The 22,455-nt window shown below is 65.4% G+C and carries 14 protein-coding genes and 1 tRNA gene; 4 read left to right on the top strand and 11 right to left on the bottom strand.

Annotated features, from left to right (window positions below):
* Positions 1-10 precede the first annotated feature (10 nt).
* The 4 genes from M1D93_RS04275 to M1D93_RS04260 form a co-directional block, all read right to left on the bottom strand.
* Positions 11-1,087, bottom strand: a complete 1,077-nt coding sequence (locus M1D93_RS04275; RefSeq protein ID WP_461173937.1) for a glycosyltransferase family 4 protein — start codon at positions 1,085-1,087, stop codon at positions 11-13.
* Between the two features lies 1 nt (position 1,088).
* Positions 1,089-1,487: a 6-pyruvoyl trahydropterin synthase family protein gene (locus M1D93_RS04270; protein WP_461173936.1), complete on the bottom strand. Its 399-nt coding sequence runs from the start codon at positions 1,485-1,487 to the stop codon at positions 1,089-1,091.
* Between the two features lie 4 nt (positions 1,488-1,491).
* A complete protein-coding gene (locus M1D93_RS04265) occupies positions 1,492-2,523 on the bottom strand; it encodes a zinc-dependent alcohol dehydrogenase (protein WP_461173935.1) in 1,032 nt (343 codons plus the stop codon).
* Positions 2,524-2,624: 101 nt separating this feature from the next.
* The gene (locus M1D93_RS04260) at positions 2,625-4,238 is read right to left on the bottom strand and encodes an HNH endonuclease signature motif containing protein (protein ID WP_461173934.1); all 1,614 of its coding nucleotides are present in this window, start codon (positions 4,236-4,238) and stop codon (positions 2,625-2,627) included.
* Between the two features lie 254 nt (positions 4,239-4,492).
* On the opposite strand from M1D93_RS04260, the gene M1D93_RS04255 reads away from it, so the two are divergent.
* Positions 4,493-4,582: transfer RNA gene (locus M1D93_RS04255), tRNA-Ser, on the top strand.
* 602 nt (positions 4,583-5,184) lie between these two features.
* Here M1D93_RS04255 and M1D93_RS04250 read toward each other — a convergent pair.
* From M1D93_RS04250 to M1D93_RS04220, 7 genes are all read right to left on the bottom strand, one after another.
* Positions 5,185-5,340, bottom strand: coding sequence for a hypothetical protein (locus M1D93_RS04250; protein ID WP_461173933.1), 156 nt, complete (start codon positions 5,338-5,340; stop codon positions 5,185-5,187).
* Positions 5,340-5,588 carry a hypothetical protein gene (locus M1D93_RS04245; RefSeq protein ID WP_461173932.1) on the bottom strand — a complete coding sequence of 83 codons (249 nt, stop codon included), beginning with the start codon at positions 5,586-5,588 and terminating at the stop codon, positions 5,340-5,342. Before M1D93_RS04245 ends, M1D93_RS04250 begins: the two co-directional genes overlap by 1 nt.
* On the bottom strand, positions 5,585-5,902 hold the full coding sequence (locus M1D93_RS04240) for a PadR family transcriptional regulator (RefSeq protein WP_461173931.1): 318 nt from the start codon (positions 5,900-5,902) through the stop codon (positions 5,585-5,587). The genes M1D93_RS04245 and M1D93_RS04240 overlap by 4 nt, the downstream gene beginning before the upstream one ends.
* Before the next feature lie 39 nt (positions 5,903-5,941).
* Complete coding sequence (locus tag M1D93_RS04235; protein WP_461173930.1) at positions 5,942-6,502, bottom strand: DUF805 domain-containing protein; 561 nt, start codon at positions 6,500-6,502, stop codon at positions 5,942-5,944.
* A 207-nt stretch (positions 6,503-6,709) separates the two neighbouring features.
* Positions 6,710-7,501 carry a hypothetical protein gene (locus tag M1D93_RS04230; protein WP_461173929.1) on the bottom strand — a complete coding sequence of 264 codons (792 nt, stop codon included), beginning with the start codon at positions 7,499-7,501 and terminating at the stop codon, positions 6,710-6,712.
* Entirely contained in the window at positions 7,494-13,079 is a 5,586-nt protein-coding gene (locus tag M1D93_RS04225) for a DUF6531 domain-containing protein (protein WP_461173928.1), read from the bottom strand. Before M1D93_RS04225 ends, M1D93_RS04230 begins: the two co-directional genes overlap by 8 nt.
* 249 nt (positions 13,080-13,328) lie before the next feature.
* A complete protein-coding gene (locus tag M1D93_RS04220) occupies positions 13,329-13,640 on the bottom strand; it encodes a pyrophosphorylase (protein WP_461173927.1) in 312 nt (103 codons plus the stop codon).
* 203 nt (positions 13,641-13,843) lie between these two features.
* Between M1D93_RS04220 and M1D93_RS04215 the strand changes: the two genes are divergently transcribed.
* The 3 genes from M1D93_RS04215 to M1D93_RS04205 are packed head-to-tail and all read left to right on the top strand — an operon-like array spanning position 13,844 to position 22,425.
* Entirely contained in the window at positions 13,844-16,702 is a 2,859-nt protein-coding gene (locus M1D93_RS04215; protein WP_461173926.1) for a hypothetical protein, read from the top strand.
* Positions 16,699-18,045 carry a type 1 periplasmic-binding domain-containing protein gene (locus tag M1D93_RS04210; RefSeq protein ID WP_461173925.1) on the top strand — a complete coding sequence of 449 codons (1,347 nt, stop codon included), beginning with the start codon at positions 16,699-16,701 and terminating at the stop codon, positions 18,043-18,045. The genes M1D93_RS04215 and M1D93_RS04210 overlap by 4 nt, the downstream gene beginning before the upstream one ends.
* Positions 18,046-18,105: 60 nt before the next feature.
* Positions 18,106-22,425 (top strand): FtsK/SpoIIIE domain-containing protein, encoded by a 4,320-nt coding sequence (locus M1D93_RS04205; protein WP_461173924.1) that lies wholly within the window; start codon positions 18,106-18,108, stop codon positions 22,423-22,425.
* Positions 22,426-22,455 lie beyond the last annotated feature (30 nt).

Here is a 22,455-nt window from a genome sequence, read left to right as displayed (position 1 = left end):
CTTGGACAGTTTAGCCGCCGAGGACGTCGAGCACGTGCGCCGCTGTCTGTTCCCACCCCGGCAAGCGGTTCCTCGTCTCCCGCGCGGCTGACCGCCAAGCCTCCCTGGTTCCGCCGTCCGTCAGCCAGCGCCGCAGGACCCCGGCCAGCACGGCAGGGTTTTGAGGGTCAGTATCGGACGGAAAGGCTACGGCAGTTCCGGGAAGGTGAGCGCCCGCCCGCTCTCCAGACTCCACTCCCGGCGCGGCGAAACTTAGGGCTTCGACGGCGCCTGTTCCTTTGCGGACAACCACGGGAATGCCGTGAGCGAGTGATTCGGTGACCACCATGCCGAAGGCCTCAGCCTGGGACACCAGGACGCTCAGGTCTGCGCGGTTCCATTCGTCCTCGAGTGCCTGGCCTTTCAGCTCGCCGGTCAGCCGCACCCGGTTTTCCAGCCCGTGCTCCGCCACCGCGGCCCGTACCAGGCCAGCGTATTCCGGGTCCGCCTGGTCCGATCCCACCAGTGATGCCGTCCACTCGAGTTCCTGGATACGTGCCAGGGCTTCGACGGCCAGCAACTGGTCCTTGTTCGGAAGGAGCGCAGCTACGGTGATGAGGTGCGGCGAAATCGATCCTTCGGCCAGGCGTGCGGGCTCTGTACCGGGCAGGGCCACCCGGAGCCCGGAAAGGCCGTGGCGTTTTTCGAGGGTGGTGGCCGCCCAGCTGCTGGTGCAGATCACTCCCGATGCCGCGCGGAGGGCCCGCGCCTCCAGTTCGTGTCGCGACGGGGCCGGCATGTGCACCAGCACCCAGGTCTCCTGCCGGGCCTTGGCGGCCAACTCCAGTTCGTCCGGCGCACCCATGGCAATCAGCCCGTCCAGTATTGTCACGACGGACCCGTGTTGCCCCTCAGGCTCCCACGCGCCCAGCAGGCTGCCCAGCCGCCGTCGTTCTTTGGCGCTGGATTCCGGCCAGGACCCCTCGACAGCCAGCACCTCGACGTCGACGCCCAGCGTGCGCAGACCCTCCACCAGGTGCGCGTTGTAGACGTTGCCGCCGGAGTTGTGCCGAATATTGGCAGGTACAAGGAGCCGGATGGGGCGCATGTCAGGCGGCGGAGAGGTCCAGCGAATACGTGGCCCAGGCGTCCGGGTTTTCGCGCAGGGTGACGTCGATACCCGCGAGTTCGCGGCCGTCGCCGGTGTCCTTGATCTTGCCGGCAACCGACTGGGCGACGTACTCCGCAAGCGCCTCGGTGGTGCTGAGCTTGCCTTGGAAGTCAGGGTGCTCGTCCAGGTTGCGGTAGTTCAGGCCCGCCAGTACTTCCTCGATGATGGTGCCGGCGGCGCCGATGTCCAGAACGATGGCGTCGTCGTTAAGCGTCCGACGGCGGAAGGCCACCTCCGCGACGAAGGTGGCCCCGTGCAGGGCCTGGGCGGGGCCGAAAGCCTCCCGCGGAAGGCTGTGGGCGATCATGAAGTGGCGGCGGACGGTCAGGCTGAACAATGGGCTACCTCTGGTCTTCGCGGGTGGGGTCGTGGGTGGGCTGATCTTGCGGGTATTCAATGACGTGGCACAGCGCGTCCACCGAACCGTCGGCGAGGCCTTGCACAATGCCGGGCAAGTCGGTGAAGGGTGACGATCCGGTCAGGAACGCATCGAACACCGGATCGGCCAGCAGGGATACGGCGAGGTCAAGGCGGTCGGCGTTGGTCCTGCGGTGGCGCCTGGCGCGGGCCACCACGCCTACCTGGCTGGCGCGGATTGAGAGCCGGCGGGCGTGGAAGTCCTCCCCCAGCGGCAGCGTGACTTCCCGGTTGGCATACCAGGACATTTCGATCACGTCGCCTTCATCGCCGGCGAGCTGCAGGCTGCGCTCGAGGCCTTCCTGGGACGCGGAGCAGTGAAACACCACATCGCAGTCGGCCAATGCGTCATCAGGATGGGTGAATTCGACGCCCAGGGCGTCTGCCAACTGCTTCCGGCCCCGGTCTACGTCTACGAGCTGAAGCCGCTGCAGTGGAAAGGTTCTGAGCAGGGTGGCAACCATGCCGCCCACCAGGCCTGCACCCACCACGGCTACTCTGTCTCCCAGCCGGGGGCCGGCCTCCCACAGGGCGTTCACTGCCGTTTCCACCGTTCCGGTGAGGACCGCACGTTGGGAGGGAACGCCGTCGGGAATCCTGGTGAGCGCATCAAGGGGCACGACGTACCGGTCCTGGTGCGGATTGAGGCAGAACACCCGCTGGCCTATCCATTCTGCCGGCCCCTTTTCCACCACTCCCACCGACAAGTAGCCAAACTTCACCGGCCCAGGAAACTGGCCCTCCTGATGCGGGGCCCGCATCTCTTGGGCGACGCGTGGCGGGACCAGGCCGTGATGGACCACCATCTCGGTGCCCTTGCTGATGCCGGAGTAGAGGGCGCGGACCAGTGCCTCGCCGGGAGCGGGCGCCGGGAGTTCCTCTGAGCGGAGCTCGCCCTGTTCGCGGGCTGTGGTCCAGTAGGCCGTTGCATGGATGGGCGCACGTGAGTTAGTCATCTTGCTGATGAATCTAGCTGCCTGCGTGCGCTGGGGAAAGTTTGACGGCGGTTCCTCCCGCTTTGCAGCGCTTAGCCCAAGGCTCGCTCCACCAAAAGCTGCTAGGTCAGTGCCAACTCCCAGTCCCTGAACGGGTCTTTGGGCAAAACGATCGGCACGGCATAGAAGTCTTCCCAAAGAGGGTCTTCAGCCGGAAGATCGTCCGGGTCCAGGAAGTTGTCACCCGGAGGTTCCTCCAATGGGGGCTCCAGAAATAGGGCGTCTTCAGCAGGGCAGCCATGGATGCTGGGTATGGCCGCGTCGCCGATGCTTCCGGGCCAGTGGGGTGGTTCCCAGTCCTGGTGTTCACTTTGATAGTGCCTCCCGGAGGGTGAGGTCCAGCCGGGTGGTTCGGTTGTGGTGGCGGGGGTGGGTTTCCAGCCGCCGGTGTGCCGGAGTTTGTGGTGTTTGCGGCAGGGCTGGCCGAGGTTGCTGATGCCGGTGGTCCCGCCCTGGTGCCAGGCGAGGATGTGGTCGGCTTCGTTGTCCAGGGAGGGGTTGTTACAGCCCGGGAACGGGCATTTGCCGTCCCTCAAGCTGAGCCACCTCCGCATGGCCTTGGTCAGGCGGTAGCTGGTGCGGCCGATCTCCAACGGTGCCCCGTCCCGCGGGTCGACCAGGACCCGGTAGAACGAGCCTGCACCCTCGGCGACGAGGTCCCGTGCCATCGACGCGGGAATGGGGCCGTACCCGTCCAGCATCGCCGGCTCATCGGTCAGGCCCATCAGGGAGAATACCGGCACAGTGACCAGGACCTGGGCCCGGGGTGAAGGGATCTCGGTGGTCGTGCCGCCCAGCAGCCAGCCCGCAGCGACATCTGCCCGGAGCTGCGTGAGGGTGCGGGGTTCATCCGGTCCCTGCATGCCCCGGGAGACGGTGGTGAGCCGGTCCCAGATGGCCGACGCCTGATCGGCGGGCAGGCACGAGGCGATCCAGGCCATCGCATCGTTGTCCGGCCAGTATTCGACCCGCCGATCCGCCACACTCTTGGCGTGCCGTTTCTCCAGGCTCTCCGGGTGGTGGATTTCCCGCCACGCCCGGGCCTTGGCCTTGAACCGGTACGCAGGCATCTCCCCCACCGTGGCGGCTGCGGCTGGTTTCGGCGCCTGCGGGTCCAGGAAGTGCGCCTCCAAAGCCGCCGCCCCGGCAGGGTCAAGGCCCACGGTCTGATCCACCATGGTCCGGGCGTGCGCCCAGGAAATTGTCCCTGCCTGCAAAGCGGCCAGGGTCCCCGGCAGGGACGTGGTGAGGGTATGGGAGTCAGCGAGCAGAGCACCGGCGGCCCGGTCACCAATCGCCAGCACACACCCCACCTCAGCCACCAGGCTCCGCTCCTGCGCCGTGGCCTCATACGGCGACCGCGCCGGAGCGTTGAGCGCTTGTGTGGCCCCGGCGAACACGGCCACGGCCTGTGTCTTCACCGCCGCCAGTTTCGCTTCGGACCGGGCCACCCCGGCAAGAACATGCAAAGCCCGATCAGCAACCCGCTGCAACGGATCATCATCAAACCCCACCCCAGCGCCAGCAACCCCGACAGCCTCAGGAATGCCCGCGGCATCGGGTCCGCCAGTGGCACCGGAAACAGCTGTATCGCTGCCAGCCAGCGCCGCCATGAATGCAGCAACAGCAGCCACAAGGGCTTCCTCCGCCTGCGCCACTGCCGGGTTCGTTTCCATGCAACTATCCTCTTGCGAGGGTCTGACATTCCGGGCATCGAAGCGGGTGCCCCCAAAAAAATTCTTCAAATTTTTTTAAGCCCCTCGTGTCTAAACACAGCCGATCAACCCGCGCAGTGTTCGGCGGCTCCGGCCATGCTTCCTCATCCTCAATCGCGGCAGAAAGAAAAGGAGGAACATGAAGATGGGCCGAGGCCCTTTGCGTTGGTCCCGTTTTGGGGATGGGCCCCTCACTCCGGTACCCTATTGAGGTTGGTGACGTGTCCGAGCGGCCGAAGGTGCAACACTCGAAATGTTGTTTGGTGTAAAAGCCAACGTGGGTTCAAATCCCACCGTCACCGCCAGCTGAAGAGGTCCTGCTTCCCTTGTAAACAACGGGAAGCAGGACCTTTTGCTTTGCCTTGCCCCGAGAAGGTCACGTTGCAGCGCACTCAAGTCTCAGTGGTCATCGGCTGATTAACCGATAGCCCTGTACCGATGGAATCCCATGTCTGATCTCTTTGGTCACGACTCGCGAGAACCAACCTATGTCGAACTCGTATTCAGTCCCGGCTCTGAAGGACGCGGCAACCTGGTCTTGATTATCGAAAGTCACTCCCGGAGAGACGTAGATACTCCCGCAGGTTGACTTCGCAACCGGAACGCCCGCAGTCGATGCCGAACCCCGGGAACCGCCAGAACTCGTATCCGGTTTCGCCGCCGTTATCTCGCAGCGAATGCTCTCAACACCAATCGAGTCCCACACCGGAAGCAACAGAACGAAAGCGCCATATCCCAGAAGTCCGAATCCGAGCAAGCTCCATTACCACTTTAGCGTCGGTCTCTTGGCAGTCTTCCCCGAGCCGTCGACTTCGTCATTCCATCCCCTAGTCAGATCATCAGACACTCACCCTGAGGCTGCTGGAGAGGGCCCAGTTCAGCCATTTATCAAGCCCCAACCCCAAACCTAGCGGACTGCTGAGCACGCAGCGCTGGAGCGCTGCACCGGCTGGAAGTAACTAGTCAGGAATCCAGCCAGCAGACCAAGCAGGACAAGTCCTGCGGCCGGCTGGAGCGTGACCGGCCCGACGAAGTCGCGGATGTCCACTCTGAAGACGAGCATCAGGATGACCGCCAGCAGAACATAAGCCCGGCGAGGGCTGTGCTGACTGTCGTGATGGTTTTTCCCCGCGTCCGCCTCTTCTGCTTGGGGAACTGCTTCGCATACTCCTCGGCTGTACCGAATTCCTCTTGCGGCGGCGCCCCTGTAGCCGCCTCGTGGGCCCCGACCTCATCGAGGGCTTCGGCTATTTCGACTTCAGACAGCCCGCGCACCCTGAGGTTGAAAGTCAGGCTTCGCTCGTAGCTCATGGTTGTTCCTGTCGGGTCGTCTGGATGTCGGAGAGGGTCTGGCTCATTCGGCGCCATGCTGTCGCTGAGCGCTCCAATTCCTGGCGGCCTTGGTCAGTGAGTGTGAACTGCTTACGGCCCGGGCCGGACTCGTCGTGCTGCCAGGTGTGCTCCACGAGGCTTTGGTCTTCGAGTCTCTTCAGGAGCGGGTACAGCGTCCCGCCTTTGATCCGCGTGAAGCCGTGCCGCCGAAGGACCTCGGCGATCGCGTAGCCGTGACTTTCTCCGTGGCTGAGCACCGCGAGCACTGCCTGCGGCAGTGCTGCGCGGGTCAAGTATCGACGCTCGCAACCTTCCGCATGTGCCGCCGCCCGTCAGCGAGGATCGAAGCGCCGACCTTCCGCCTTGGACGGCATCAACGCCAGGAAGAAAACAATCAGACCGCCAACAAAGGGAACAAGCCCAAGGAGCGCAAGCGGACCTGCCAGATTTGCATCATGCAAACGCCGCCACGTCAACGACAGCTGAGGCACCAACAGTGCCAGCCCCAGAACAACGACGAGAATGAAACCAACCACCATCAGACTGCCGGTCGGCGCGTTCACAACCCCAGAAGGGGCCTCATAGAACACTTCCTGCCTGGTGGCCGGATCGAAACCCATGGACTGCACATTAGGGTTTTGCTGGGCCCAGAGAATACTGGCCACGAGCCCGACCGTCGTCACGAGGTACGGGACCAACATGATCAGAAAAACAAAAAGCTGACTCCACCAGAACTCACTCCGCGAAGCGCGACCCGCGAACTTCGCATACCTCGCAAAGAACCGCTTCACCGACGTACCAAACGACGCACCATAAAGAGGCCCACCCAGCCCGCCCGGGCCTGAAACCTCCGCAACGCCTCCGCCTGCAGCATCGTCAATCTTCATATCCATCTATCTTCATCTCCTTTACGAAACCATTAGTGAAACTGACAAAACGAAGATCTCCCGGACAGAGTTTGCCTCCGCCGCAATAAGCCCATCGAGAGAAGATGTCGCTATCCCGACACCTACCAGCCGGGAAAAATGCGCCTTTCAACCAGAATTGTTCGCGCCATAACCCACGGCGCATTCCGGCCTACCAAGGGACAATGGTTAGGTCTATCCGAACTTCAGATCAAGCGCTGCATCTCCTGAAGTCCAAGAAAGCTCCGGGTCGGGGCCACGGTGATGAAAAAAGCCGCTTAAGGCCCTACTTGCAGTTTTCAGATCAACCACGGCACCGCTAGGAGCATACGCAGGTCCCGAAGGTATCCGAATCACGGTTTCTTCGTTGCTTTCAACCGAACCGAGCATCCGCCACTCGCTATCGTCTTGGGAATTTGCTGCACAATGCACAATGAAACCCGTCGCGGGGCTTCCCATGGCCTCGAACAGCCCAGCATTGCGCTCCACGAAGAACCGTCCTGACTCCGCACTGTCCCAAGATGACAGAGCAGCCAGCGATGTCGCTTTGGCACTCATTGTTTGTGGTTCCTCGACCCCGTTGACCACCCAGACATCACGCAATACTTTGCGACTGCCCTCCGATAGTGCGGAGCGAATGACATTACCAACCATGACACCTATTGCGCTCGCTGGAACCAACACCGGCCAGAGCTTAGACCAAGGCCCGGGTGATTGAGAAAGAAGAAAGCCTCCCGCTACGACAACGAGCACCAGAACGATCGTCACCCAACTTTCGCGGAGGAAACCCCGAATCAGACCTCCACCAAGAACGCCGGCCGCAAGTAGCATCCCGATCTCCACGCCATTGGAGCCACCAGTTAATGAGAAAGTGGAAAAAAATATACCTACCGCAAAAACCAGTGCGATAGCCCAAATGGACCAAGCAGCGCGGAAGAAATGAAAAAACGAAAAAGAATCCTGCATATCTGTTGAAACCTCAGTCACCCGTAACGAGAAATCTTAAATAATCAAGTCCGCCCCCGAACGAAGCGCCAATAGCTGCCGAGCGTCTGAGCGCTACTCCATTCACCCCACTGCGAAGCCCATTAAGTGTGCTTGGGTTGGTCCAGGCCGCCTGCGCCAGAGTACTCGAACCAGAAGGACCGCCGGGGAGATGAGTCAAGCCACCACCCGTAGCAGCTGACCAGAGCACATCGTCATACTTCAGCTGTTCCCCGGAGACAAGCTTGTCCAAAGCCGTGCCAGCTACGCCTCCGCTACTTCCTAGAGCCGTCATCCTGACTATTGCTGGTAGCCGGACAATGGTGCTGACTGCGGGGGAGTTCGCCGCGTAACCCCCTGCTCTCGCAAGAGTGCCTCCCGTTGGACCGGCTAAACCGCCAACAGCCCCGCCCACACCACCCCCAGCCATGGCACCAGCGAGCCCTCGCCAGCTCTGGATGCCTCCATTTTTAGCAGCATACACAACGCCACCACCCACTGCGCCTGAGGCTCCATTAACTCCTGCATTGATGGCTACATATCCACCTAGCCTCGATAAACTCGACGAAGCTGCCATTGTGGTTCGGGCAGCTGCGATTCCCGCCCCTCCTAAGGCGCCAGCAGCGCCACCAGCTACGGCTTCGACCCCTACTTGCCCCCAGTTCACGGTACCGTTCGCGGCCTTTTGTGAAAACGTTGATAGACCACCGGAGGCCAATGCACCGGCAATAGCACCTGCAGCGATGATATTGAGCCCTGGAACGAACAACGCCGCAATGCCGCCCGCTACGGCCAGTCCCGCAACAACGTACTCCCAGTGACTCCCCGCCGATTTGTCGTAAGCCTTCAGCTCGTCATCCGTCAGGGGGCGGAGGCCTGTGGGGTCCGTCGTGTTCAGGGGGTTGTTGCCGGCATACGCGTACGGGTTCCCGTCCCAACCAGCACCAAGGACAGGAACCAAAGGGTCGGTCGAAAGGAAACCACGGCTGGCGGAGTCGTACGCCCGAGCGCCGAGCCATTCCAGCCCGGCGATATCGACGCCGCCATTGCCTGTGAGCCTAATCCCCGCAGGCAGCACGGAGGCCAGGCCAGCCGCGGCACCCGCAGCTTTCTCGGGTGTGGGCTCCATGACAGTCGAGGTACCAACAACAGCCCACGGATCAGCCTGATCCGTGGGACGCGCAGCCCGCCAACCCGGCGCAGTCCAGGCCTCCCCAACACCTGTAACACCGCCCGGCAGCGAAAGGACCTGCCCGCCACCGATACCAGCCAGGGTGGGGACGGGGTTGGCGGTATCCCACCACAGCTCCAAACGGTCGACGGCGGCAAGCTCACCTAACGCGTCAACCCACAGCGAGTGCCGGGACACCTCAGCCCCGTCACGGTCCCGCACCACAGAACCGCTTAGAAGTCCGGTGGGACCCCACGCATATTCGATCCAGGACCCGTCCGGTCCAATCAACCGTGTGCGGCGGCCCAAACCATCATGGACATACTCCGTCCGGGACCCGTCGGGTTCCGTGACGGACAGGAGTTGGCCCGCGGCATCGTAACCGTAAACCCGGGACCCGCCCGGGAGCGCCTCACATAGAAGCCGCCCGCCGGCGTCGTACTCCCACCCCAACACCACAGCCGGGGTCCCAGGTTTGCCGGATCCCGTGGTCCTGGCCGAAGTCATTTGCCCCGCACCGTCGTACCCGTACCGGGTGACCGCACCGGACCGGGTGAGGCCGGTGATCCTGCCGTCGTCATCGCGGCCGATCAGCGTCACGTCGGCCGCACCGGAACCGGCCCCGTCAACCCGGGCGTGCTCAGCGAGGGCGCCGTTACGGTACGCCCACTCCTGGACGAGGTCCCCGGCAGTGGCGGAGGTGATCCGGCCGGCGGCGTCGTGGGTGAATACCGCGTCCCCCAGGAGGGGGTTGGTCACGGCGGTGATCTGCCCGGCGGCGTCACGGGAGTACGTGGTAACAATCCCCTGCGCGTCGGTGAAGCTGGTGCGGTTCCCATCCGCGTCATACTCCCAGGACAGGCCCTGCGCACCACGGGTCCGGGAGGTCAACCGCCCGCACCGGTCAAAGCCGAGCTCATGGTCAATGGCCAACCCGTCAGGGCCGGTGTAATCGGTAATCACAACCCGGCGGCGGAGCAGGTCGCGATCAATCGACGTGATCAGCTTCCCGTCCACCGTGGTGGTGGCTTCGCGGCCGGCCCGGTCGTACGTCCAGGTGGTGGTGTGCCCGTCCGGATCGGTTTGCGAGAGCAGCCGTCCGGCCGGGTCGTACGTGGCCGTCGCGACCCGCCCCAGCGGGTCCGTGACCGAGTCCACCAGGTCCGTTGCCGTGTAGGTCCGGGTGGTTACACCGCCGTTGGGGTCGGTGATCCTGACCAGCCTGCCGCGGACGTCGTAGTCGAACCGGGTCCGCCCACCCAAGCCATTGACCGTCTCAACGAGTTCGCCGGCGATGTTGTATCTGAAGCGGCGGGTCCCGTACCAGGTGTCCTGGGAGAAGGTCAGCCGCCCGCACCGGTCATAGCCGTACCTTGAGAGTCCCTGCCCCGGAGCGCGGCGGGCAAGCAACCGGCCAACGGCGTCGTACTCGAAGGACTCAACGTCCCCGGTGGGCAGTGTCCGGGTCACAATCCGCTGGTCGGCGTCGTAGCCCAGCTCCGTGACGGCGCCGAACGGGTCCGTGGTGCGCCAGGGCCGTCCGCAGCCGTCATACTCGTACCGCATGACGGCGCCGCCGGGTGAGGTGATCGTGGTGATCTTTCCGGCCACGTCCCGGCCCAGAACGGTCAATCCGCCTTCACCGTCGATAAGTTCAACCGGGTTGCCGGCCGCGTCATAGGTGACCAGCTCCGCGGACCCGTCCGCGGCTTCCACCTTCGTGGGGCGCCCGAACTCGTCAAAGCGAATGGTGGCAGACCCGAAAACCTCCGTCAGAGTGGCCGTCCCCGCCTTCCGGTCGGTGGCAGCGTCCGTGCGTGCCCCGGTCGGATCGATGACGGCGGTCAGTGCACCCACCTTGTCGTACTTCCGGGCCCAGTCATTCCCGGCAGGGTCCGTGACCCCGATGAGCCGGGAGAGCGTGTCGTGGGTGAAACCCCAGCGGGCGCCGTCCGGCAACAACGCGGCGGTAACGTTGCCGAGTTCGTCGAAGACCCGTTCAATAGTTCGGCCAAGAGGGTCGACTGTTCGGACAAGTTCACCGTTGGCGGCGTATTCCATCTCGGTCCGGCCACCGTCCGGGGCGATGCATGCCGTGGTACGGCCCCCGGAACCGTGCTCGAAGGACCACACGGCCCCGTCCGGGTCCTCACGGCGCACCAGCAGCCCGGCGGCGTCATAGGTGAAGCGGGCCTCGGCCCCCGACGGGCTGATCTCCGCGACAGGGCGTCCCGCGTCGTCCCGGACGATCCTTGCCGTATCGCCTGCGGCGTTCCGGGTGGCGACCAGGTCCCCAAATCCGTCGTATGCGAACTCGACGGTCACCCCTGTCGGGTCCACCACGCGGTTCAGCAGCCCGTCCCGCCATTGCAGTTCGGTGCGCCCGCCAAGCGGATCCCGAATTGCCGAGGGGTCCCGTGAGACGTCGTTGGCATACTCGTAGGCAACCACCTCACCGGCCCCGGTCACCAAGGTGGTGATGCGGTCCTGCCCGTCCCAGCCGTAGGTGAGGTCTGCACCTTCCGGGGTGACGGTCCGGATCTTCCGGCCACGGCCATCGTAAGCGTGCACCGTGACCGCCCCGTCGCGTTCGGTGAAGGACACCAGGTTGCCGTGCGCGTCGTATGACATCGACTGGCGCTGGTCATGACTGTCCAGGACGCCCACGAGGCGGCCCTTGGGGTCGGCTACCCAGGAGTTGGAGCGGGTGCCGTCCTCGTCGGAGACAACCGTGACGCGGCCCGGGAGATACGCGAACCGGACCCGGCGCCCGTGCTGGGTCACCTGCAGGATGACCCGGCCCAGCTCGTCGTAAGTGTTTTCCGCTTCCAGGACACCGGCAGCGGAGTACACGGCATCGATCAGCCCGGCCTCGTTCCACCGGTATGTCCGGGAGCCGACCTCAGTGCGCACGCTGATCAAACGGCCCGCGGCGTCGTAGCCGTATTCAACGCGGCGGCCGTCGGAGGCCCGCACGACGGCGGCATGTCCCGATGCGTAGTCAACCTCGAGGAAGCGGCCCCGCACGTGTTCAAGCCTGCTCACCAGCCCGGCGGTGCCGCCGTCGGCCGGTTCTTCCCGGAGGACCGACACGGTCCGGCCCGGACCGGAACCGGCACCCAGCCATACTCCGGCGAGGCTGAACGCCCACCAAGCGCCTTGGTTGTCCCGGACCACGAGCAGCTCGACTGTGCCCGCGGGCAGGGAGCTCAGCTCCGTGAAAACGCCTGCTGTGGCGGGTTCGCGGGTGAGCCAGTAGTTCTCCCCCACACCGCGGGCCCAGCCGGCGCCGTTCCGGGGGAAGTCCACGGCCCGGCCATCAGCCAGCACCCACCGGCAGCCCTCATCCGAGATCGCCAGGTGCTGATCCAGCACCGAGGCCCAGCCAGGACCGAAGACCCCGTCCTGCTCCAGTCCCGAGCCCAACGAGTTATACATCCGCGACAGCACCAGGTTCGCGGCAGCCCCGGCGAAGCCCAGATCCGTTTCCGGCTCGATGAAGTTGCCGGTGGCTGTGTTCACCGGGTCATTGGCGTAACCGCTGGTGGGCATCGCGCCCGCCGCCGTTGGCGGGTCAATGACCAGCCCGGACCGGTTCGCGCTCACCCCGGCTGCGACCAGCGCCTCGTTCACGGCCGCGTTCGACAGCGTTGAAACGTTCCCCTCGCCCCCGGCAGCGGCAAAAGCGTCAGCAACCGTGACGGCCCAGACAGCGTCGTTCTCGTTGGCCCTCAGGTAATCCCGGTACGCGCGGAGCACCCCCGATGCCTCAATCGATCCCCAATAGCAACTGGACTCAAACGAGGACAACTGCCCCTCCAGGGTCCCCGGGGCCGAGGCCAACCCATCATCCAGACCACGGGAGTTCGCCGCGAACGACCGCAGGTTCGCCGGCCGCGCCGAGGAGGTCCCGCCCCCGTACCCACCGCCCGGCGGCGGGTTCTCCCGAGAGCCCGTGTCCGCATCTGCAGGGGCAAACACCGGAGCCTTTCCCGGCTCCGCGTTTGGTCGTGAATCTTCGCCGAAAAGCCAGTCGCCAGCCTGCTCGAAAAAATTCCGGTCATTATGCTCCCGGACCCACTCATTGTTCCGCTCCCGCCGCGCGTCCTCTTCACGGGCAGCATCGATCATTCGACCCACGTAGCCGGCGACCGTCCGCAGCCCGGACGCCAATGCACCCGCGTCATTCCTGGCCGTGGCAGCGTTAACCTCGAAGACGTCCGAAAAGTGGCCCCGAAAGTCCTCCTTCGCCGCGGAAACATACGACGCCCGCGAGCCCGCATGCTCCTCGAGGCGCGACGCCGCCAACTCAAACGCCGACCGCACCTGCCCGGCCACGCCGTAATCGAACCGCCCACCGTCAGAAGCATCGGAATGCGGCAACAGCGGCATCTCAACGAACTCGGTCACAACCAAAGCCCCCCATGAACAAGAACCGATACAAGAACAACCACCAACCCGCAGGACAGGCGCCCGTACGGGAAAAACCACCAGAAACAGGACCAACCCGGGAAAAGACCAAAAAACGCGCAGGCAAACCAAAAAACCGGACCGGGAGAACCCAGAACCGGAGGAAAGATCAAAACAAGGCAACGGCCAGGCAACCCGCCGCTCCCCCTAGCGGCGCGGTCACCCGGCCCTTACGCCAGCAAAAACAGGCTAGGCGCCGCCGCCGGCGGAGAAAATGTCCTGCGAGATCTTCTGCAACTGGCCCCGCAGCTGCTCCAACTCTTCCTTGGCCTTATCCAAAGCAGCCTTCGTCTCCGGCCACGTTGAACCACGGAACTGGGCAGCCAAAGGACCATCCCAAACATTCGGATCCGACAGGACCCGGCCCTGGGCATCCAGAGCAGAGATCTGATCCGTGAAACCACCGTTGATAATTGACTGCACCTGGCCGATCGCAGCCTTTGCTTGCTCTGTAGACAAAACGCGAGACATCAGAAATTCCTCCCCAAGAGACCAACTCATTACCGCCGATCACATTACCGCGGCGGTCAGACGGTGCTGACGCTACCAACAGATCGCAATAAATCCAACAAAAGGATAAACAAAGATGGCGAACAGATGATAAGCGGGTTATGTGCCTGACCTTCAAGGCCGTGGATTAGTCCAATCGTCAGTCCAACCCCGTATCATGCTCAAGGCACAGCGAACGGAAAAGGGGACCGACCATGCCCAAACGGACTTATACCTACCAGCACGCCAGGGGGCGCCTTGTCGTCCCGGGTCGGGCGCTGGGCGGCTTCCTTGTAGCCCTAGGGCTGATAGCGACGACGTCGTGCACCCCTACTCCCAAGCCGGAGCCGGTATCCAACCCCGTCAAGCTCCTCCAAAGCGTGCGCGTGGGCCTGTCCCCCGCCGCCGGAGTCGAGACTGTCGAAGGCACCACCATCTCGGTATCCGCGGCCGGAGAATCCTCTGCCGAGGAAACAAAGTACGACGCGGCCCAGGTTGTCGGGGAACTGCCCGTGCGGGTGAGCCTGCAGTACCGGGCCGGGGAGAAGTCGGGCGCCGACCTCGCCGAGCTTGAAGGCCACACTGGGCCGGTCGAAATCAGACTGACCCTTGAAAACCTCACAGTCGGGCCCCGGGTCATCGAGTACGACGCCGCCGGCCAAACCCGCGCTGACACCGCCCTCGTCGGCGCACCCCTGGCCATCGCCGCATCAACCAAACTCGCCGGCGTACGGGCAGACGACGTTACCCCCGGCGCCGCGGACGGCGCATCGGGTACGAACGGCGTCCTGAGTAACTCGGAAGACGGCGCCACAGTCGTTCAATGGGCCACAGTGCTGGCTCCGCCGCGTTCAGGTGCCAGCACCACTCTTCGCCTCGTCGCCGACGTGGAGGACTTCCAGGTACCCAACTTCGACGTAGCGGTCCAGCCCGGCCTCAACACCGACCTCAGCGCCAATGGCGTCATCGCCAGTGCGTTCTCTTCCGGCGCAGGCTCCGAAATGGAGCTGCAACGCCGCACCATCTCGCTGGTCTCCGACGTCAATACCGTGCTGACCAAGGCTGGATCCACCATCACGGAGGTCCGTCAGAACCTGCAGGAGACTTCCCAGACCCTGGGCGTCAAGACCGCAGGGGAACTGCGCGACAACTCCCAGGCGCTCGCCGCGACCATGTCCGGCCTGAAGGAACAGCTGAGGACGCTTGGGGCCGATCTGGAGTCCGCAACGACGACAACACAGTCCATCACTGCGTCCCAGCTCAAACAGACCGTCTCCGCCGTCGACTCGATGCTCGGCGACACCTCGGCTGTGCCCCCTGCAGTCCCGATCAACGGCGAAGGCTGCGCCGCCGAGGTTCCCAAGTCCGCAACGTCTGCCACCGTCTACTCCAGCGTGCTGACCATGGCTTCACAGCTTGATGCCTATGCGAAGGTCAGCGCAGGCTGCAGGGACACGGTGGCGGGTGCCATCACAGCCACAATGGGCCCTGAGAACCCCACCGCCGAGGAGTGCGCGGAGCAAGGTTCCATGACCTGTTCCCTCTACGGCTCCGCGGTCACGATCACCGGGGCGCTGCTGGGCCTGGTGAAGAAGGGCGACGATATTGTTGCCGGTCTTCAGCCGCATGTGGTTGACGGTGCAATCAGCGATCAGGAAGCTGCAGCGGGCGCGCTGGAGAAACTGCGCGCAGATTTCGGCGCGGTCCTCGACGGCGCCGGGACCACGGAGGATTACAAGACCGCCCTCGCAAACGTGGAAGAAAAAATCCAGTCCGCCCGGGCTTCCATCGCCACTACCCGGGACGCGGCCGCTTTGGCCCGCAGCAGCATCGACGGCCTCCGGCAGAAGCTGCTCGACATCGAGAAGGTTGCGAAGAACGCCCGGGGCGAGCTGGGTGGCAGCTCGCTGCTCAACGGCTCCATGACGCAGCAAACCCAGAGGCTTGCTGATGAGCTGTGCAAGATCGCCGACGGCGCCGTTCCCCGCGAAGGCCGACTGTCCGCCAAGCAGGCCGAGCAGCTCCGTTCCTACTTGACGACCGCTCCGTGCGAGCCCACGGATGAAAGCGGAAACCCGGCGCAGGGGCTGAACCCGCCGTTGGGCTTCAAGGACCCCCTGGAGGCCCGGCTGGAGGCCCAGGCGGTCGCCTGGGACGCGGTCTTGGCGGCCACGGACACCACCGCCCCCGATGAATCGATCGGCCAGGCGTTCACCAACCTGGGGACGACGATCGACGACGTCGACGCCAAGCTGGCAGCGGTCAGCAAAGCCACGAAAGAGCTCGACGGCGCCGCAACGGGCGATGTCAGCAGCACCAAACGCGGTCTTGAAGCCCTGTACACAGCGCTCGGCGGTGCGATTGAGTCCTCCGGCCGCGTAGGCATGACGCTCGCACAGCTGAAGGAGCAGCAGGACGAGTTGGGCGGGAAGATCAAACAGTCCCTGGGCGACGTCTCGACTGAGACCGCTGCCGAGGTTCTAAAGTCCGTGGACCAGCAGGTGCGCCAGGTCGCCGAAATCGGCGAAGCGGGCTCCGGCGCCGTGATCACGGCCTTCAACCGATCCATCTCCGGTTTGAAATCCACTTCGGACGAAGTGGTGAACGACGCCGCGGGGACGGTGGACAAGCAGCGTGACGAACTGCTCGGGCAGAGCGACGAACTGGCCGCGTCCCTGGCCAAGAGCACACAGTCTTCACTCGCGAACATCGCTTCGAGCACTTCCGGTTCAACCCGTGACGTCGAGGGCGCCAACGCCCTCCTGTCCTCAAGCCTCGGCAAGGTGATGCTCGACCTGGGCGACCGCTCGGTGAACGGGTCCGGGCTGCTCGGCTCCATGGCCACAAGCGCTGCCAAGGCCGGCACTGCTGACTACCAATTGGCCCTGGCCTCCCAGAACGCTGAAGGGTATGCCAACATCCGCTCCCGTGATGTGGCCGGACTGCTGCTGCGCCAGGCACAGTTCAAGGCTTCACTTGCCGCGGCCGCAGAATTGCCGCCGTTCCACCTCCAAGTACCGGCCGGGGCGACGTCGCAGACCCTGTACACCTTGAAGATCGGCGGCGGCGCATGAACTTCCGCAGCAGGTCCTTTGTCCTGATCGTCGCAGGGGCCGCTATCGTCGTTGTGGCTGCGGTCGCCCTGGTGATAACGCTCGTTCGCCCCACGGAGAGCCCGCAGCCCGACCCCGTAGCCGCCACAGTTCCTGTGGCCTTGAACGCAGAGGGCATGCCGAAAGACTTCTCAATCGGCGTCGTCCTGACGTTTGGCCAGTCCGGTGAACCTGGTTCCGAGTACAACCGCGCGGCGCAGGGCGCTGTCGTTGCCGCACAGCGTTTTGCCCAGGGCGGCGTGACCGTCGCCCTCGCGGCCCAGAACGACCGTGGTTCTGAGGAGGGTGCGCGCGCCGCCGTCCAAGCGCTGGCGGAGCAGGGAGCGTCCGGTGTCATCGTGGCGAGCACGGGACCGCAGGCCCGGGCTGCAGCCAAGACCGCCGGGGAGCTCGGCCTCCCGGCGATCCTGCCCTACGCGGAACCGGCGGAGCTGACACAAACCACCTGGACCACCGTGCCCTCGCGCGCATCCATCGACGCCGCCGTTCGAACCACGCTGGAGGGCAAGAACAGGGTGCTGCTCGTCAGCGACGGCGGCCAAGCCCCCGCGGCGGTGCAGGTCTCCCAGACGCTCAACCGGGAAGAGTTCGAAGACGTGATGGGCCTGGCCCAGGAAGCGGCCATCCGGACCGGCGACCAGCTGCGCCCGCCTGCCGAAGATGCTCCCGCAGGCGCGGAGTCCACAAGTGTCGCCGAAGCGGCGGACGCCGTGATCGTCTCGGCCGCCACCCCGCAGCGGCTCGCCCGCCTGGTCCAGGCCCTGCAGGCGCGCGGTGTGTCTGTTCCCCTGGTCCTGCCGGACGGGGCAGCCGCCCCTGCTTTTACCTCCACCCTGGCCGAAGTCGACGGCACCGCTTCCGGCCAACTGGTCAGCTACTCCGCCGGTGGAGGCGATGCCGCTGCGCTCCAGCAGGACGCCCAAGGGCGCGGGATGTCCGCTTTCCTGTCCGCAGTCCGCCTGGCATCCAGCAATTCAGGGGTCAATAACCTGACGGGCGACGCTCCCTTCTCGGCTGACGCCTGGGCAGCAGACACAAGCAGCCACGACGCCGTCGTGGCTCTTGTGAGGGCGGCGGCGTTGGCCGGAACCGGTGATCCCGTCAAGGTCGGGGCTGCGCTGGGCACCATGTCGTTTGGCCCGGGCGAGGGAATCGCAGGGCCCGCCCTGGACTTTTCCCGCTCTGCAGCGCTCACAGCCGAAGCAGTACCGGTCCATGCTTCACCCCAGGATCTGGGCCTCCGCCCGGCGGACGAGAACGCTCCGCGGCTCGTTTGGGTGCCGGCACCGCTGGCCGGGCCCTGACAATCCGTCCCCGGCCCGTCCCGAAAGGGCCGGGCCATTCCACCATAAAGGAGCGCCTCGGTGCGTGTGCTGATCGACCTGGACGGGAGCCGCTTTGAATGCGAGGTGGCGCGGGCTGCGCCGGCCACCACGCTGACGGACTTGGTGGAGGCCGCCGGCGGGCCCCGTCTGGGGTCCGAGGAGGTGGTGTTCGTGAACGAGGCCGAGGTGCGGGGTTCAACCCCGGTCTCGGAGCTGATCCTTTTGGAAGGCAGCCGCATCTCGCGGGCGCCGTGGCAAACACCGCACCGCGTACAGGACTGGAACGTGACGCTTGCCGGCGGCCATCGTGCCGGCACCGTCGTTGAGGTCCCGCGGGGGCGGGAGATGCTCATCGGCCGGTCACCCCACGCCGATCTCAGCCTGCCCACAGAAAGTGCGTCCTGGGACCATTGCCGCCTGCGCCGGGAGGAAGGCGGGGTGCGGGTGCTGGATGGCGGATCTACGAACGGCACCCTCGTCAACGGCGAAATGGTCGCGGAGGACGGCATTGTGGTCACCGAAACGGCCACGATCAGCGCGGGCGGCACGGTGCTCCTCCTGCGCCCGTCACTGGATGAGCAGCCTGCACCGGCCCCAGGCACCCTGCACAATCTCACACCGGCGGCAACTGCGCCCTTCAACAGGCCGCCCCGTCCCGGCCGGGCACTGGCAGGCGACCCCCTGGTCCCGCCAAGCACCAAGGACGTGCCCCCAGCCAATAAGTTCAGTTACATTACCGTGCTGGCGCCCCTCGTCATGGCCGTGGCGATGGTGCTGATCCTCGGGGATATGCGCTTTGCAATGTTCGCCATGCTCAGCCCGGTCATGGCAGTGGGCATGTGGTTCGAACAGAAGCGCCGTCACGCCCGGGGCCTCAAGGAAGAGGATGAACGCTTCTCCGGGGCCCTTAAGGAATTCGAACAGCAGGTCCGAGTAGCCGCCAAGGCGGAAACCGCCCGGCGCCACGGGATGATTCCCGACCCCGCAACGACTGTGCGCCGTCCGGCCATCCCTGCCACGTCCATGTGGCAGCGCCGCGCAGACTCGGACGACTTCCTGGCCCTGCATGCCGGCACGGGGGACGTTCCCTGGACGCCGGACGTGGACCGGACGGCAGGCTCGCGGCTGGATGAAAGGGTGAAGGACTCCCTCGCGGCCGCACGCCTGCAGGCCGCGCCCGTACTCGTGGACCTCACCGATGCTGGAGTGGTGGGCATGGTTGGCCCGCGGGAGGGAGCCCTGGCGCTCGCGCGGTCGCTCCTTGCCCAGGCCGCAGTGCACGTTGGCCCGGCGGACCTGACCGTCGGCGTTTTCTGCGACGGCGGACGTGCCGACGAGTGGGAGTGGGCGTCGTGGCTGCCGCACACGCGCCAGGCCGGCAGCAGCACAGGCCAGCGCTGGATGTCTGCGCACCGCGAGACGAGCTTCGCCATGCTGCGCACGTTGAAGGACACCGTGCAGGATCTCCCCACTCCGGCGCTCCTGGTAGTCCTGGACTCCGAGGTGCTCACGGAGGGCAGGGACGCCCCGGCGCGCGCACTGCTCGGCATGGGCCGCTCCGTGCCGGGGGTCCACGTAAACCCCCAACAGCGCCCGGTCCGGGTGGCCGGCATTGTCATTGCCGCCTCGGAGGAGCAACTGCCGGCTTCCTGCACAACGATCATCAAGGTGGGGGCGGACGCAGCGGCCACGGTGGACCAGCCAGCGGACCTGACCCGGGTGGAAGACGTCATCCTGGCGGGCCTTGACCAGGATGAGGCCCTGCGCTGTGCAATGCGCCTTGCACACTTCGACGATCCGGAGCTGAACGTGCCGGGAGCCTCGCTGCCCTCCCTGGTGCGGCTGCCCGGACTCCTCGGCTACGAACGCCCGGACTCCACCACAATCCGGCGCCTGTGGCAGGCCCCCACGGGAGTCTCCACCCCCATAGGCACAGGAGAAAACGGGCCACTGACCCTGGACTTGGTCAAAGACGGCCCGCACGGCCTGGTTGGCGGGACCACGGGTTCCGGCAAGTCCGAGTTCCTTCGCTCGCTCGTTGCCGGCCTCGCGGCGCGGAACGATCCGACCCGCCTGAACTTTATTCTCGTCGACTTCAAAGGCGGGGCGGCGTTCAAGGCGTGCGAACGCCTCCCGCACACCATAGGCACCATTTCCAACCTGGACGAGCAGCTGGCCGACCGCGCCCTCCGCGCCCTGGAGGCAGAGATGGAGCGCCGCCAGCGGATCTTCGCAGCCGCTGGCGAGGGCATCGATAACCTGAACGCCTACCTGGCCACGAACCCGGCCGAGCCCATGCCCCGGTTGCTGCTCGTGATCGACGAGTTCGCCATGCTGGCCAAGGACTTCCCCGATGTACTCAAGGCGTTGGTCAGCGTGGGCGCAGTGGGCCGGACCCTGGGCGTGCACATGATCCTGGCGACGCAGCGCCCGGCGGGCGTCGTCAGCGAGGACATCCTGGCGAACACGAACCTTCGGGTGGCGCTGCGCGTGCAGAGCCGCGAGGACTCCAACAATGTCATCGGTGTGCCCGCAGCCTCGGCAATTGGCCGGGCCCAGATGGGCCGGGCCTTTGTGAAGCTGGGCCAGGACGACATCACGCCCGTGCAGACGGCCCTCGTGACCGGACAGGCGCAGCTGGGCGGCGGTGCCGCCGTGGAAGTGCGGGAGATCGTCCAGTTCGGCGTTCCCGTGCCCGTTGCCGCTGCGCCGCGGCCTGACGCCGTGGATGACAATGACCTGGACCTCCTCATCGACGCGGTCGTGGCCGCCAATGCCGAGGAAGGGTACGCTGCTCCGCGGCAGGTCTGGCCGGAGGCCCTCGGCAGGCGGGTGGAGTTGGAGGGTTTCCTCCCTGCCCCGGAAAGTGGCTCCCCCGATGTCCAGTCCGATGCTGCTGCCGATACGGCGCCACTGCCCCTACCGGCCGTGGGCGGCATCCGGGGCTCCTCCGTCCTGGTGACCCTCGTGGACGAGCCCGACCTGCAACGACAGTCCGCCGCGGGATGGGACATGGCCGCGGGGAACCTGATGCTTATGGGCGTTGCAGGCTCCGGCACGAGCACCACGCTGGCCTCGATCGCGCTTGCCCTGGCGAAGGACGCCGATCCGGCCGAACTGGACCTGATGATCCTCGACCTGGGTTCCCGTGAGCTTGAGCCACTGGAACGGCTGCCCCACACCGTGGCGTACGTGGGAACCGGTGCCGGTGCCAAGGAGCAGCAGGCCCGCTTCCTGCGGCACCTGCACACCGAGCTGGAGAGCCGCCGCGCGAAGCCCGGGGGGCACCGCCACACCGTGGTGCTGTTGGATGGGCTGGCCTCGCTGCGGGATGAATTCCAGGACTTTGAGGGACAGCAGCTTCTGGCTTTGCTGTACCGGGCCTACGCTGACGGCCCGGCACTCGGGCTGTCCTTCGCCGTGTCCACCACGCGCGCCAAGGCTGTGCCTTCAGCCATGAATGAAGTGACGCTGCAGCGGTGGCTTTTCCGGCTGGCCGACAACTACGACTATTCCTCGCTCGGCGTCCGGGGCAGGGCGATTCCCGCTGAGCTTCCTGGCCGCTGCGTGGACCCGCGCACATCGCTCCAGATGCACGTGGCTACACCCGGTATCGGGTTGCAGGCCGCGGTGGACCGGGTGCGGCAGAGCTGGGCGCAAGCACCCGCGAAGACCGCTGCGATCAGGCGCTTGCCTTCCGACGTCACGATGCTGGACTTGGGCGTGGAACCGCGGCTTGAGTCGGAGCCCTGGCTTATCCCCGTTGGTATACAGGAGGCGGACCTCTCGCCGGCGTTCCTGGAAATCTACGAGGGCGAGCACGCCCTGGTCGCCGGGCCGGCCCGTTCGGGGAAATCAACGTTGTTGCTTGCCCTGGCCGCAGCCGTGCGCGGCGCGACCACTGCACACGGACCAGCCAAGGTGTGGGGTATCTGCGACCGCCGCTCGCCCCTGGCCCTCGCGGATCTCGACCGGGTGGCAGTGGGCGCTGACGACGTACCTGCCCTGCTGGCCTCCCTGCGGCTGGAGCGCGGTACCGTGTTCCTGCTGATCGACGACGCCGAGCGCTTCGAGGATGCCGATCAATCGATCGCGGGGGTGGTGGCATCCGGGCAGCCGGGGCTGTGCGTCATCGCCGCGGGGCGTGCCGCGGACCTGCGCGGGCTGTACAGTCACTGGACCAAGACGATCCGCAAATCCCGCCTGGGCGTGCTGCTTCAACCGGACATAAATTACGACGGCGAACTGCTGGGCGCCGTCCTCCCGCGAAAGGCACCGGTGGCGATGACCACCGGCCGCGGCTACATCGGTGTGGGCGGGCAAATGTCACTGATCCAGGCAGTCAGTGCCGAGAGCTGATCCCCGGGCGCAGGCTCGTGATGTAACTGG

It is taken from the genome of Arthrobacter sp. Z1-9, assembly GCF_054792695.1.
This window is presented reverse-complemented; position numbering and strand designations above follow the sequence as displayed.